The 12,930-nt window shown below is 67.6% G+C and carries 14 protein-coding genes and 1 tRNA gene; 9 read left to right on the top strand and 6 right to left on the bottom strand.

All coding sequences use genetic code 11. The features are described from left to right. The first annotated feature begins 75 nt into the window (after positions 1-75). Positions 76-732, top strand: coding sequence for an ArsR/SmtB family transcription factor (locus DV709_RS13250; protein ID WP_117594892.1), 657 nt, complete (start codon positions 76-78; stop codon positions 730-732). 24 nt (positions 733-756) lie between these two features. Here DV709_RS13250 and DV709_RS13245 read toward each other — a convergent pair whose 3' ends face one another. Then, positions 757-1,200 (bottom strand): hypothetical protein, encoded by a 444-nt coding sequence (locus DV709_RS13245; RefSeq protein ID WP_117594891.1) that lies wholly within the window; start codon positions 1,198-1,200, stop codon positions 757-759. A 173-nt stretch (positions 1,201-1,373) separates the two neighbouring features. Here DV709_RS13245 and gatD point away from each other — a divergent pair, with 173 nt between their 5' ends. Beyond that, a complete protein-coding gene (gene gatD, locus DV709_RS13240) occupies positions 1,374-2,621 on the top strand; it encodes a Glu-tRNA(Gln) amidotransferase subunit GatD (RefSeq protein WP_117594890.1) in 1,248 nt (415 codons plus the stop codon). Next, on the top strand, positions 2,618-3,553 hold the full coding sequence (locus DV709_RS13235; protein ID WP_117595320.1) for a GNAT family N-acetyltransferase: 936 nt from the start codon (positions 2,618-2,620) through the stop codon (positions 3,551-3,553). Before gatD ends, DV709_RS13235 begins: the two co-directional genes overlap by 4 nt. A 29-nt stretch (positions 3,554-3,582) precedes the next feature. On the opposite strand, the gene DV709_RS13230 is transcribed toward DV709_RS13235, so the two are convergent. The 3 genes from DV709_RS13230 to DV709_RS13220 form a co-directional block, all read right to left on the bottom strand. Continuing rightward, the gene (locus DV709_RS13230) at positions 3,583-5,811 is read right to left on the bottom strand and encodes an amino acid permease (RefSeq protein WP_117594889.1); all 2,229 of its coding nucleotides are present in this window, start codon (positions 5,809-5,811) and stop codon (positions 3,583-3,585) included. Positions 5,812-5,955: 144 nt separating this feature from the next. Then, entirely contained in the window at positions 5,956-6,408 is a 453-nt protein-coding gene (locus DV709_RS13225; protein WP_117595319.1) for a universal stress protein, read from the bottom strand. A gap of 92 nt (positions 6,409-6,500) precedes the next feature. Beyond that, a complete protein-coding gene (locus tag DV709_RS13220) occupies positions 6,501-6,908 on the bottom strand; it encodes a hypothetical protein (RefSeq protein WP_117594888.1) in 408 nt (135 codons plus the stop codon). Positions 6,909-7,019: 111 nt separating this feature from the next. On the opposite strand from DV709_RS13220, the gene DV709_RS13215 reads away from it, so the two are divergent. The 4 genes from DV709_RS13215 to DV709_RS13200 all read left to right on the top strand — a co-directional run bounded on the left by DV709_RS13215 (position 7,020) and on the right by DV709_RS13200 (position 10,280). Then, complete coding sequence (locus DV709_RS13215) at positions 7,020-7,637, top strand: adenylate kinase (protein WP_117594887.1); 618 nt, start codon at positions 7,020-7,022, stop codon at positions 7,635-7,637. Positions 7,638-7,713: 76 nt separating this feature from the next. Continuing rightward, positions 7,714-8,640 (top strand): DUF106 domain-containing protein, encoded by a 927-nt coding sequence (locus tag DV709_RS13210; RefSeq protein WP_117594886.1) that lies wholly within the window; start codon positions 7,714-7,716, stop codon positions 8,638-8,640. A 187-nt stretch (positions 8,641-8,827) separates the two neighbouring features. Then, on the top strand, positions 8,828-9,406 hold the full coding sequence (gene cmk / locus DV709_RS13205; RefSeq protein ID WP_117594885.1) for a (d)CMP kinase: 579 nt from the start codon (positions 8,828-8,830) through the stop codon (positions 9,404-9,406). A 1-nt stretch (position 9,407) separates the two neighbouring features. Beyond that, a complete protein-coding gene (locus DV709_RS13200; RefSeq protein ID WP_117594884.1) occupies positions 9,408-10,280 on the top strand; it encodes an RNA-guided pseudouridylation complex pseudouridine synthase subunit Cbf5 in 873 nt (290 codons plus the stop codon). Between the two features lie 21 nt (positions 10,281-10,301). Here DV709_RS13200 and DV709_RS13195 read toward each other — a convergent pair whose 3' ends face one another. Beyond that, complete coding sequence (locus DV709_RS13195) at positions 10,302-10,829, bottom strand: NUDIX hydrolase (protein WP_117594883.1); 528 nt, start codon at positions 10,827-10,829, stop codon at positions 10,302-10,304. Between the two features lie 163 nt (positions 10,830-10,992). On the opposite strand from DV709_RS13195, the gene DV709_RS13190 reads away from it, so the two are divergent. Both DV709_RS13190 and DV709_RS13185 read left to right on the top strand, forming a co-directional pair. Then, positions 10,993-12,066, top strand: a complete 1,074-nt coding sequence (locus tag DV709_RS13190; RefSeq protein WP_117594882.1) for a succinylglutamate desuccinylase/aspartoacylase family protein — start codon at positions 10,993-10,995, stop codon at positions 12,064-12,066. Between the two features lie 117 nt (positions 12,067-12,183). Then, positions 12,184-12,254 (top strand) — tRNA-Pro (locus DV709_RS13185). A gap of 175 nt (positions 12,255-12,429) precedes the next feature. On the opposite strand, the gene DV709_RS13180 is transcribed toward DV709_RS13185, so the two are convergent. Next, complete coding sequence (locus DV709_RS13180; RefSeq protein WP_117594881.1) at positions 12,430-12,681, bottom strand: hypothetical protein; 252 nt, start codon at positions 12,679-12,681, stop codon at positions 12,430-12,432. Positions 12,682-12,930 lie beyond the last annotated feature (249 nt).

Here is a 12,930-nt window from a genome sequence, read left to right as displayed (position 1 = left end):
CGAGCGAGATTCGAGGGCGAGCGAGCGGATTCGGGGGTAGTCAGCCTTTTCAGTTCTGCCGGCCTACCGGTGGGCATGGACTCTGCGGTACTTTTGGATCTCCTCGGCAACGAGAACAGGCGACGTATCCTCCGCTTGCTCTCGCACAAGCCGTGCTACGTCACCGAGATCTCCGAGTACCTCAACGTCAGTCCGAAGGCCGTCATCGACCACCTCCGGAAACTGGAGGAGGCGGGCCTCGTCGAGAGCCGAACCGACGACCAGCGCCGGAAGTACTTCCACATCGCCCAGAACGTCCGTCTGGAGGTGAACGTCTCGCCGTACGGGTTCGGCACGAAGAGCGCGTATCCGGCGAGTCCGACGCTCGAACTGACCGGACGCTGTTCGCACCTGAGCATCGACGCCGAGCCGCGGCAGAACGGCGACGACCTCGAATCGCTGGCGCGGGAGTTCGGCCGCCTCGAAACGATCGAGAACGAGCTCTCGCTCGCCCAGCGGTGGGTCCACGGCCGCATGACCGACGTGCTCGACCGCCTGAACGAGCGCATCGGTACCGACGCCGACAGCCGGTTCTACGCGAAAGTGCTCGCGGCGGTCGCCGGCGGCGCGACGAGCACGCTCGCCGTCGCCAAGGAGGTCAGCGCCCCGCCGGAAGTCGTCGAGCAGGTGCTGGACGCGCTGTACGAGCGCGGACTGCTCGCTCGGAAGAACGACCAGTGGACCGTCCGGTGAGCGTGTCGGAGTCGACCGGCCCCGTCAGAGCTCTCGCGTGACGCCGTCGCGGAGGTCGCGGCCGAAGTAGTGCCCGACGAGCGCGACGAACGCACCCACAGCGGCTCCGACGCCGCCGAGTTCGACGCCGTACTGCGAGATGACGTTCACAGCGACGGGGAGAAACGCCCCGAGCGTCGAGAGGACGACGCTGAACACGCCGACGAGCGCGCCGGCGAGCGCGGCCTCGACGTACCGGGGGCGGTCGGCGACGAGGCCGACGACGAACGCGGCGGCGAACAGGCCGAGCGCGCGAAGCAGCAGCGAGACGCCGGGAATCGCGCCGACGAGCGGGACGAGGCCGCCGAGAAACACGCCGAGGAGCGAGAGCACCAGCGCGAGGAGGAACGCCTTCGGCGCGAACAGCCGGCCGAGCCGAGCGGAACCGTCGTCGCCGTCTCTGGAGGAGGGGTTCGTGTGCGAGGACATATCGACCGGTTGGCGTGCATTCGGTATCATTCTTGTGCCGACTCGCGAGCGCGAGACGTCCCGTCGAGCGTCCTCCCGTCGCTCGCCTCCGTCGGTTCCCCTCCGCGCGTCGGCCTCCCCGGAGTCGCCCGCGAACGAGTGGATTCAAGTCCGCCGCGAGGGTAGCCGCGGGTATGAACGCAGGCGACCGCATCCGCGTCGAGCGCGGAGGCGTCACGAACGAGGGCGTGTTGATGCCGTCGACGACGGCCGAGCACCTCGTCGTCAAACTCGACGGCGGCTACAACGTCGGCATCGAACGCGACGACGCCGAGGTCGAAGTGCTCGAAACCGGCGTCTACGACGTGGAGGACGCCCAGTCCGACGAGGGTGACAGCTCCGAAATCGAGTTCGACGACGACCTTCCGACGGTTTCGCTCATCTCCACCGGCGGCACCATCGCCTCTACGGTCGATTATCGCACGGGGGCGGTGACCGCGCAGTTCGACGCCGAGGACGTGCTTCGCGCCGTACCGGACCTCGCGGGGCGGGCGAACTACCGCGGCCGCGTCGTCGCCAACATCCTCTCGGAGAACATGACGCCCGACGTCTGGCAGGAACTCGCGCGGGCGGTTCACGAGGAGATCGAAGCGGGTGCGGACGGCGTGGTCGTCATGCACGGCACCGACACGATGCAGTTCTCCGCCTCGGCGCTGTCGTTCATGCTCGACACGCCGGTTCCCGTCGTCTTCACCGGCAGCCAGCGCTCGGCGGACCGCCCTTCCTCGGACAACGTGATGAACGCGGTCTGCGCCGTCGAAGCGGCCAAGTCCGACTGCGCGGAGGTGCTCGTCTGCATGCACGGTACCGAGAGTGACGACGTCTGCGCGCTCCACCGCGGCACTCGCGTGCGCAAGAACCACACCTCCCGCCGAGACGCCTTCGAGACGGTCGGCGCGAAACCGCTCGGCGAAGTCGACTACGACACCGAGGAGGTTAGCTTCCGCCGCGAGTACGCCGAGCGCGGCGCGGCGGACCTCGACGTGGCGCCCGCCATCGACGGCGAGGTCGAACTCGTGAAGTTCACGCCCGGGATGGACCCGGCGGCGCTCTCCTACCTCGACGGGAAATCCGGCGTCGTAATCGAGGGGACCGGTCTCGGACACGTCCACACCGACCTCATCCCTCGCATCGAGGAGTTTGTCGACGACGGGACGGTCGTCACGATGACTAGCCAGTGCATCGCGGGCCGCGTCTGCGACCGCGTCTACGACACCGGCCGCGACCTGCTCGACGCCGGCGTCGTCGAGGCGGGCGACACCCTCCCCGGCACGGCGAAGGTGAAACTGATGTGGGCGCTCGCGAACCTCGGCGACCCGGCCGACGCGATGGGGCGGAACCTCGTCGGCGAACTGCAAGAGGAGTCGAAGCCGTGGACCTGACCGTTCGGCAGGCCCGACCCGAAGATTACGACGCGGTCGCGGCGTTCACGAGCGAGACGTGGGCCGACCGCGGCGGCTCCGACTACATCCCGCGCGTCTACCACGACTGGATCGCCGGCGACGGAGAGAACCAGCGGACGTTCGTCCTCGACGTCGACGGCGACGAGGAGAGCCCCTCCGAGGAACTCGCCGGCATCTGTCAGGGCGTGCTGCTCTCGGAGTACGAGGCGTGGGCGCAGGGGATGCGCGTCAACCCCGACTACCGGGGGCGGGGCGCGTCGATGCACCTCTCGAAGGCGCTGTTTCGCTGGGCGAGAGAGCGCGGTGCGACCGTCGCCCGCAACATGGTGTTCTCGTGGAACGTCGCGGGTCTCGGCCAGTCGCGCGCGACCGGGTTCGAGCCCTGCACGGAGTTCCGGTGGGGGATGCCGACGCCGGACGCCGACGCCGAGTCCGAGCTTTCGACGACGGCCGACCCGAACGCCGCGTGGTCGTTTTGGACCGGAAGCGACGCCCGCGCGGACCTGAGAGGACTCGCGCTCGACGCCGAGGAGTCGTGGGCGGTGTCGGAACTCACCCGCCGACGGCTCCGGACGGCGGCCGACGAGGACCGCCTGTTCGTCGTGAGCGAAGGCGGTACCCGCGGGTTCACGTTCCGCAACCGGACGTACGACCGACCGAACGACGAGGGCGACCCGGAGACGTGGGCCGAGTACGCCGTCGGCGCGTGGAGCGACCACGAGGCGGCGCGGGCACTGTATCGGGTGGTTGCCCGCGACGCCGCGAGCGTCGACGCCGAGCGAGTCCGCGTCCTCGTCCCCGAGGGCGTTCGGTGGGTGAGCGACACCGCCTACGCCCGCGTCGACGTCTCCGACGAACCCGACTTCGTGATGGCGGCGGACCTGACCGACCCGGCGGTCGTCGATAGCTGAGGCGGAAAAATCGAACTCGGGCTTTTGGCTCAGTTACTGCCGAACAGCCGCTCGCGTAGCGTCCGCGTCCGCTTCTTCTCGGCGAGCAGCACCGAGCAGTCAACCTCGTCGACGACGTTCAGCACGAGGCTGTCGGTGAACAGCCGCGAGAGCAAGCCGCGCTCGGTCGCGCCGACGACGAGCATCGTCGATTTCGCCGCGTGGCGGCCGATAGCCGCCTCGACGTCGCCCGACTCGACGACCAGTTCGGCGTCTTCGAGTCCGCGGTCGGCCGCCCACGATTCGAGGAACGCCCGTCCCTCCGACTCGTCGTCGGCGACGTGCAGGAGCTTCACCGTCGAACCGTACTCCGCGCGGAGCATCTTGGCGACGGCCGCCGAGAGGTCCGAGTCCGGGCCGCCCGCCGTCGGCACGAGGACGCGCGAGGCGTCGAAGCCGCGGTCGCGGAGCACGAGGAAGTCGCAGGGGAGCGAACTGGCGAGTTCGTCGATGGCGCTCTCGGCGCGTCCCGGCGACCCGTGGGCGTCCGGCCCCCAGCCCATGACGGTCACGTCGGCGTCGTAGGTCCGCGCGGCGTCGAACACCTCCTCGAACGTCCGGTGCGAGAGAATCGTGTGCGTCTCGACGGGGACGCCGAGCGTCTCGGCGTCGTCGCGGGCGCGTTCGAGGATGCGATGCGCGGCGTCGTAGTCGCCCTGCCGTCGGGCGGCTTCGAGCGAGGTCTGGTCGGGCACCTGCTGGATGTTGACGGCGACGACGGTGCCGTCCTGTTGCTTGGCGATGGCGCTGGCGAGCGTGATGAGGTCGGTCTGGTGTTCGGGGTTGGCGAGCGGCACCATGACGCGGTACTGGCCGCCGTCGGGTTTGACCGACGTCGCCGCGGAGACGGCGGGTTCGGGCATCTCGTCGGACCTGCTGAGGATGTAGTCGCTGAGGACGCCCTGTTTCGTCGTCCGAGAGCGGGCGTAGAAGAGGTACCAGAGCGCAGCGAACGCGACGAACGCCGCGCTGAACGCGATGGAGGCGCGCGGTTCGATGAACACGATGAGCGCGAACGAGAGAATCGAGCCGACGATGGGCGTGACCGGGTAGAACGGTACGGTGTAGGAGGGTTCGTACCCCGACGCGTCCGCCTCGCGCATCACGATGAGCGCGATGTTCAACAGACCGTAGATGACGAGGTGGAGCACGCTCCCCATCGTCGCCAGCGTCTTGATAGGAGCGACGAGGATGAAGAGCAGGATGAACGCGCCGGTGACCGCGATAGAGCGGTACGGCGTGCCGAACCGCTCGTGAATCTCGTTGAGTTGGGGCGTCACGATGGCGTCGCGGCCCATCGCGAAGTTGATGCGCGACGAGGCGAGAATGCTCGCGTTCGCGCTGGAAGCCGTCGCGAGCAGGCCGCCGAACAACATGGCGATCGCACCGGCCGGACCGAGGATGAGCCGGGCGACTTCGACGACGGCGATCTCGCCCGCGAGCTCCTGCTGGGCGATGAAGCCCTGTTCGACGGCGGCGCTCATCACGACGAGCACGAGCGCGTAGATGAGCGTCACGATGACGACGCTGCCGATGACCGCCCGCGGGAGGTTCTTGTCGGGGTCTTTGATCTCTTCGGCGACCGACGTTATCTGGACGAACCCCAGATAGGAGACGAAGATGAGGCCGGTGGTCGTTATCATCGGTCCGAAGCCCCGGCTCTCGGGGATGTTCGCCGGGTCGGCGCGGAACGACCCGACGACGGTGAACACGGCGAGAATCGCGACGAGCAAGACGACGATGACGTTCTGCAGTTTCCCGGTCTCCTTCGCGCCGACGTAGTTGACGAGGACGAACAGCGCCGCCCCCGCGAGGGCGACGACCTTCACCGACGGTTCGACCGTGAAGACGACGAGGTCGATAGTCGGGACGATGGCGACGATGTACTCGCCGAATCCGACCATGTAGAACGCCGAGGCGAACGCCAGCCCCATCCAGTTTGCCCACCCGGCGACGGAGCCGAAAAGCGGCCCCAGCGCCCGGTTGACGTAGAAGTACGCGCCGCCGGAGCGCGGCATCGCGGTTCCGAGTTCCGAGGCGGACAGCGCCGTCAGCAGCGCTATCACGCCGCCGACGACGAACGAGACGATGGCGAACGAACCGGCCTGCTGGATGGCCGTCCCCGGGAGGACGAAGATTCCCGCGCCGATCATCGTACCGACGCCGATGGTCAGTGCGGCCAGCGGTCCGAGGTCTTTTGCGAGTTCCTCGTCAGCCATTGACGTACCAGAACGGTGAGACTGCATGCTGCGCTGTTCCGGAGTATGACATAGCAGGGAGATACGACTGCATCCGTTTAAGTAATTTGGAACGCGCATTCCGCGAATCGGCGCGGTAGTCGGCGCTCGGACAGGCCGAGTCCGTTACTTCGAGGCGGGAAGGACGACGACGGGTCGGTCGGCGTCCTCGACGAGCGAGGAGGCGACGTCGCCGGTGAGCAGTTTCGTCCACTTGCTTCCGCCGCGCGGCGTGAACACGACGGCGGACGCGTCTTCGTCGGCGGCGACGTCGAGAATCGTCCCCGCGACGTCCGTCCCGTACGCGACGCGGGTCGTCACGTCGACGCCCGCTTCGGCGGCCAGTTCGCGGACGACCGAGAACGCCTCTTCGGCGACTTCTTCGCGCTGTTCGACGGAGGCCTTGTCCGGCGCGCCGCCGGCCTTCTCGACGACGTAGAGGGCGAGCATCTCCCCGCCGACCGCCGCGATTCGAGGCAGCGCGGCCCGCGCCGTCGTCTCGGCGTCGTCGACGCCGGCGACGGGGACGACCGGGTGGGCGAGCAGCGACGTGTTACTGGACGAGTTCGGTTCACTCATGGCCGGGAGTACGGAGGGAAGTCGTATATGTTTCAGCATTCGAGTAGGGGCGTACAGAAAGAAAGCGTTCGGCGGACCGCTGGCGGCGGCCCTCAGACGGCGACGACCCACGCCCGGTACCCCTCGCCGTAGCCGTACACCTCGCGGACGGTCCGCTCGAAGAAGTCGGCCAGTCGGTTCGGGTCCGCGCGGGCGGTGATTCGGACGTTCGTCCCCTCGGCTTCTTCGGGCTGTTCGAGTTCGTCGATGCGGAACTCGGGGTAGTCGCCGACGAGCGCCTTCAGTCGGTCGAGTTCGGCGTCGGTGCAGTCGACGTTGACGGTCTGCTGGAAGAACTGCAGCCACGGCGGCGTCGAGTCCTCGACGTCGTCGCGTTCCGGTTCCTCGGCGGCGTCGACCTGAATCGTGAGGAAGTCGCTGGCGCGGGTGCGGTGCGCGGAGACGGCGTCGGCGAACAGTTTTCGACGTTCCGTCGGGTCGTCGGCGTCGAATCGAGTCATGTCTGAGCCGACGGCGGCGGCGGGCAAAAACCCGGGCGATTCGCGCTTTTCGTCGGGGTGGTATCGGCGGCTATCTTCAGTTCTTTATCCCCGGAGGGCGATAGGGGGAGTATGAGCGACAAGAAGGTGCTGTTACTCGGTGCACCCGGCGCAGGCAAAGGAACCCAGAGCAAGCGACTCGCCGAGGAGTTCTCGCTCGAACACGTGACCACCGGCGACGCGCTCCGGGCGAACAAGGACATGGAGACCGAGTACGGCACGCCCCGCGAGTACATGGACGCGGGCGAACTCGTCCCCGACGGACTGGTCAACGAGATCGTCGAAGAGGCGCTCTCGAACGCCTCCGGCTTCGTCCTCGACGGCTACCCGCGGAACCTCTCGCAGGCGGAGTATCTCGACGACATCACCGACCTCGACGCGGTCGTCTACCTCGACGTGAGCGAGGACGAACTCGTGCGACGGCTCACCGGCCGCCGTCTCGACCCCGAGACGGGCGACATCTACCACACGGAGTTCGACATGCCGGAGGACGAGGCGGTCGCAGAGCGACTCGTCCAGCGAGAGGACGACACCGAGGACGTCGTGCGCGAGCGCCTCCGCGTCTACGACGAGAACACCGCGGAGGTCATCCAGTACTACCGCGACAGCGGCGAACTCGTCGAAGTCGACGGCGAACAGACGCCCGACGAGGTGTTCGGGGACGTGAAATCCGTCGTCGCCGACGCCTGAATCGGGCCGCGGTTCGGAGCGCTCCACCCGAGACGATAGTAAAAGCTTCTTAACCGGTGGTAGCCAATCTCCGGCAATGGCAAGAGTCGAATCGCGGGTGCGTTCGCTCGTCTCCGACAACTCGGAGATGGAGCGAGCGATAGAGGTCGTCTTGGACCGCGCCGAGAACGGCGAAGTTCGGTGGGTCGACGTGCGCGACGACCTTTCGAGCGGCCAATGGGGCCGCCTCATCGAGCAAGGTATCCTCGTCGACGGCGACGAGGGGTTCCGTATCCAGGACCCCGACGCCGTCCGTGCGGGTCTCAATGGGAGCGCCGACGCGTCGGCGTCGTCCGCGACGGGTTCGTCCTCGTCCACGAGCGGCGACGACATCGAGACGACGAAGTGGTCGAAGTGGGACAAGGGGGCGGCCGTCGTCACCGTCGGGCTGTTCCTCGGCTACTCGGTCGCCGCGGTGCGTAACGTCGTCGGCGGCGCGTTCGACGTGTTCCTCGGACCGTTGGCCGAACTACTGCCCTTCTACGCCGTCGTGATGATTCTCGCGATGGGCACGGGCCTGTACTCGACGATCCTGCAGGCGAACCTGATGGACATGGACAAGATGGGCCAGTATCAGGCGCGGATGAAGGACCTGCAGGACCGCCGCAAGGAGGCCCAGGAGAACGACGACGACGCGGCGCTCCAGGAGATTCAGGAAGAGCAGATGGAGGCGATGGGCGAGCAGATGGGCATGTTCAAAGAGCAGTTCCGCCCGATGGTGTGGATCATGTTCCTCACCATCCCGGTGTTCCTCTGGATGTACTGGGCGATCGGCATCGGCGGCGGCACCGAGCACGTGGAGCTCCAGAACATCGTCATCCCGCTGGCCGGCGAGGTGTCGTGGAAAGAGGGCGTCGTCGGACCCATCCAGACGTGGATCGTCTGGTACTTCCTCTGTTCGATGGCGTTCTCCCAGATAATCCGCAAAGGGCTGAACATCAGTACGACGCCGACAACGTCGTAATCTCGCTCTCCTCTTCTCGTCTCGCCGCGCGACTCACCAAGCGACTGCGACGCTTCGGAGCCGAGCCGCAGGCGACGACCGACCGCAATGCCGTCGACCGACTCGCAGGCGACGACCGACCGTGCGACGCGCTCGCGCTGCCGTCGGCAACGATAACACCTTTCAATTTCTCCCGCCGAGAGGGAGTATGTTGCTAACCGTCTCCGGCCCGCCGGGCAGCGGAAAGAGCACCACGGCGGCCGGACTCGCCGAGGCGTTCGGCTACGAACACATCTCCGGGGGCGACATCTTTCGCGCGCTCGCCGAGGAGCGCGGCCTGTCGCCCGTCGAGTTCAACGAACTCGCCGAGGAGGACGACCAGATTGACAGAGATTTGGACCGCCGCCTCTACGACATCGCCGCCGAGCGCGACGACGTGGTCCTCGAATCCCGCCTCGCCGGGTGGCTCGCCGGCGACCACGCCGACTTCCGAATCTGGCTGGACGCGCCGCTGTCGGTGCGCGCCGCTCGTATCGCCGACCGCGAGGAGAAGTCCGTCGAGACGGCGAGGGAGGAGACCGACCGCCGCGAAGCCAGCGAGGCCAAGCGGTACATGGCGTACTACGACATCCCCATCGACGACCTCTCTATCTACGACCTCGTGCTCAACACCGCCCGCTGGGGTCCGGAACCCGTCCTCGACACGCTCGTTTCGGCCGTCGAGTCGTACGACGCCGACGCCGACGAGGGAAAGTATCCGGTCACCGGCGTCCGGTACGAGTTCTGAGATGACGATGCGCGGCCCACCCCAGGAGCGTTCGGTCGACGAACTGCTCGAGTTCGGCGTCGTCAATCTCGACAAGCCACCCGGCCCCTCGGCCCACCAGGTCTCGGGGTGGGTCCGCGACCTCGCGGGCGTCGACCGCGCCGCCCACGCGGGGACGCTCGACCCCAAAGTGACCGGCTGTCTGCCCGTCCTCACCGGCGACGCGACGCGCCTCGCGCAGGTGTTTCTCGAAGGCTCGAAGGAGTACGTCTCGGTGCTCGAACTCCACAAACCCGCGCCGAGCGACCTCGAATCGGTCGTCGCCGAGTTCGAGGGCGAACTGTACCAGAAACCGCCCCGGAAGAGCGCCGTCTCGCGTCGCCTACGCACGCGCGAGATTTACGAGTTGGAGGTGCTGGAAGCGAAGGACAGACAGGTGCTGCTCCGGATTCGCTGCGAGAGCGGCACCTACGTCAGAAAGCTCTGTCACGACATCGGCCTCGCGCTCGGAACGGGCGCACACATGGGCCACCTCCGCCGGACGGCGACGGACCCCTTCGACGACACCGACCTCGTGAGCATGTACGACCTCACCGACGCGCTGGCGTTCGCCGAGGAGGGCGACGAGTCGTTCGTCCGAGAGGCCGTCGCCCCCGCCGAGCGCGCGCTCACGCACCTCCCCTCTCTGACTATCGCCGACAGCGCCGCCGAACAGGTCGCCACCGGCGCCCCCGTCTACGCGCCGGGCGTCGTAGACGCCGACGACGGCATCGAGCGAGACCGACTGCTCGCCTGCTACACGCCCGACGGCGCGGCGGTCTGTCTGGGTCGTCTCGTCGGCGACCCCGACGCGGAACGGGGAATCGTCGTCTCGCTCGAACGCGTGCTCGTCTGAGTCCCCCGGCGACCCTTCGAACTACACCAGCCCTTCGTACCGCGAGAGCAGCAGCGGCAGCAGCGTCCAGTCGGTCACCGGTTGGTGGCGCGCCGCGTCGAGGGCCTCGTCGACGGGCAGGCGACGGACTCGCGTGAACTCGTCGTCGTCGGTCGCTTTATCGCCGGGTGTGAGCCCCGAAGCGAAGACGATTCCGCGGCGCTTCCGGAGCCACGCGACCGGATAGCTCGTCTCCAGCAGGCGGAGCGAGTCGGCGCGGTAGCCCGTCTCCTCGCGGAGCTCTCGGGCGGCCGCTTCGACGAGCGACTCGTCGCCCTCGACCGCACCGACGGGACAGGAGAGCACCGTCTCGCCGAGTCGGGGGCGGTACTCCTCGACGAGAACGATTTCGTCGTCGTGTGCGGCGACCACGCAGACCGAGTCGCGGGCGTCGACCCAGAATCGGCCCTCGGCCTCGTCGTCGGGTCGGCGGAGGCGGTCGTAGCCGAGGCGCGCGTCGTCGTCGCCGACGGAGACGGTGCGGAGAACCGACCACTCGTCCGGAGTCATCGGATGACCGTCGACGTACCACAGTATAGTTAACCGGTGCTTGCGAGCGGGTTCGGACGGGTTTCCCTCGACGGCCCGGCGAACGACGGACCGCAGGGGCTTGGGGCTTCGTCTCGTCTGCCGGCGGACGCAGCCTTTTGACGGTGCCGGGAGACGGGCGGATATGAACGTCGGAACCGCGGAAGCGCGACCCGGAGAGCTGACTCGTGGCTGGCTGAACGCGACCGGACTACCGACCGGCGGCGACGAACGCCTCCCCGTCGTCGTCGCGCGCGGCGAGCGCGACGGGCCGACGCTGTGGCTCACCGGCGGCGTCCACGGCGACGAGGCGACGGGCGTCGCCGTCGCCCAGGACGCGATGCGCGAGGAGCTCCCCGAACTGCTCTCGGGGACCGTCGTCTGCGTCCCGCTGGTCAACCCTGCCGGCCTGCGTCGCAACGCCCGGACGTCGTACTACGCCGACGACGACCCGAACCGCTACTTTCCGGATCCCGAGGGCGACTCTACGCGGCCGCCGAAGACGCAGGAGCGAATCGACCGGCGGCTGTACGAGACGCTCGTCGACTCCGCGGACGCGCTCGTCGACCTGCACACCGCACAGGTCGGGTCGATGCCGTTCTCCATCCGCGACCGCGTGCTCTACGGCGAGCGTCGAACCGAGGAGGAGGCCGAGTCGTTAGCCGACGAACTCGCCGCCTTGGTCGACGCGTTCGGCCTGCCGGTGCTCACCGAGTACCCCGCCGCGGAGTATCTCGACCAGGGACTGCACCGTTCGACTGCGGGAGCGGCGCTGAACGCCGCCGGCATCCCGTCGTTCACGCCCGAACTGGGCGGCCACAGCGTCGTCGAGGAGGACCTCCGCGCGGCGGGCGTCGCGGGCGTGTACGGCGTGCTCCGCGAACTCGGCATGATAGACGAACTCCCCGCGGGCGTCGACGAACCGGGGACCGGCGTCCCGTCCGCTCCGGTCGAGTTCCCGGTCCGGCGGGCGGTCCACCCGCGGACGGAGACCGCCGGGGTAGTACGCCACCGCGTCGACGCCGGAGACGTCGTCTCCGCGGGCGACGTCGTCGCCGACATCGTCACGCCGCACGGCGAGCGCGTCGACACCGTGGAGTCCGAACACGACGGCTACGTCATCGGACGGTACGAGGGGTTGGCGGCGTACGAAGGCGACGCGGTGGCGAGCATGGCCGTCCGCGACGACGACGAGTTGGTCGTCCCGCGCGACGAGTGAGGTAACCCGGAGCGTCGAAGCAACGCGCGTGCGACACGCTACCGCGACGCTGTCACGCGGTTTTCGCTGCCGTCGAAACGAAGGTGTTAAACGAAGGACCGCCGTTAGCCAAACTGCGGGACCGTAGGGTAGTGGTATCCTCTGCCGATGGGGTCGGTAGGACCTGAGTTCGAATCTCGGCGGTCCCATACTCTTCGATTTGGGTCCTCGTCGTGAGCGGAGCGTAACGACGGCAGTCCCATACTCTTTGATTTGGGAGCACGAAGGCGAGCGGAGCGACTCTTCGGCGGTCTCACTGTTCTGCTCACCGAGCGATAGCGATGCCCCGAGAGTGCAGACGGTACAACGACGACTCGGACGATGTCAGATCAGACCGCGCACCAACACGCCCAGGTCGACGGCCAGACAGAACAGGCCGGCGCCGAGCAGTCCGGCCCCCGACGGTTGTTCGTAGGTGGCGAGAACGTAGAGTCCGCCGAGCGCGACGAACACGTAGAGTCCGCGGAGGAACCACCGCCACCCGACGTTCAGGGTAGCGACGACGGCGGCGAGAACCCCGACCAGAAGCTCCTCGAACAACGAGGCGAGCGCGTCGAAGAACTCGTCGAAAATCACGACAGTGTACACTGTGTTCAGTTCTGTCAGATGAACGTTCCGGTCGGCGGTGGTCGGCGGAGCCGCCGGTCTCGGACTACTCGAAGTCGACAACCGAACGCGCTGACGCGGTGTCGCGGTCGGTTACGACGCGGCGTCCGATTATCGCCAACCTAAATCGAGAGACGCTCTCACGGGGGTCGAGAGTGTTCACTCCGAGCAGACAACAAACGAATAATGTGTGTTTTAGAGACTGTATAATATGAAGAA

Source organism: Haloprofundus halophilus (assembly GCF_003439925.1).
Classification (GTDB): Archaea; Halobacteriota; Halobacteria; order Halobacteriales; family Haloferacaceae; genus Haloprofundus; species Haloprofundus halophilus.
This window is presented reverse-complemented; position numbering and strand designations above follow the sequence as displayed.

Coding starts and splice junctions, on each gene's coding strand:
- DV709_RS13220 (WP_117594888.1), bottom strand. CDS start 6,908: ATGACTCGATTCGACGCCGACGACCCGACGGAACGTCGAAAACTGTTC.
- DV709_RS13190 (WP_117594882.1), top strand. CDS start 10,993: ATGAACGTCGGAACCGCGGAAGCGCGACCCGGAGAGCTGACTCGTGGC.
- DV709_RS13200 (WP_117594884.1), top strand. CDS start 9,408: ATGACGATGCGCGGCCCACCCCAGGAGCGTTCGGTCGACGAACTGCTC.
- cmk (WP_117594885.1), top strand. CDS start 8,828: ATGTTGCTAACCGTCTCCGGCCCGCCGGGCAGCGGAAAGAGCACCACG.
- DV709_RS13210 (WP_117594886.1), top strand. CDS start 7,714: ATGGCAAGAGTCGAATCGCGGGTGCGTTCGCTCGTCTCCGACAACTCG.
- DV709_RS13195 (WP_117594883.1), bottom strand. CDS start 10,829: ATGACTCCGGACGAGTGGTCGGTTCTCCGCACCGTCTCCGTCGGCGAC.
- DV709_RS13250 (WP_117594892.1), top strand. CDS start 76: ATGGACTCTGCGGTACTTTTGGATCTCCTCGGCAACGAGAACAGGCGA.
- DV709_RS13215 (WP_117594887.1), top strand. CDS start 7,020: ATGAGCGACAAGAAGGTGCTGTTACTCGGTGCACCCGGCGCAGGCAAA.
- gatD (WP_117594890.1), top strand. CDS start 1,374: ATGAACGCAGGCGACCGCATCCGCGTCGAGCGCGGAGGCGTCACGAAC.
- DV709_RS13225 (WP_117595319.1), bottom strand. CDS start 6,408: ATGAGTGAACCGAACTCGTCCAGTAACACGTCGCTGCTCGCCCACCCG.
- DV709_RS13230 (WP_117594889.1), bottom strand. CDS start 5,811: ATGGCTGACGAGGAACTCGCAAAAGACCTCGGACCGCTGGCCGCACTG.
- DV709_RS13245 (WP_117594891.1), bottom strand. CDS start 1,200: ATGTCCTCGCACACGAACCCCTCCTCCAGAGACGGCGACGACGGTTCC.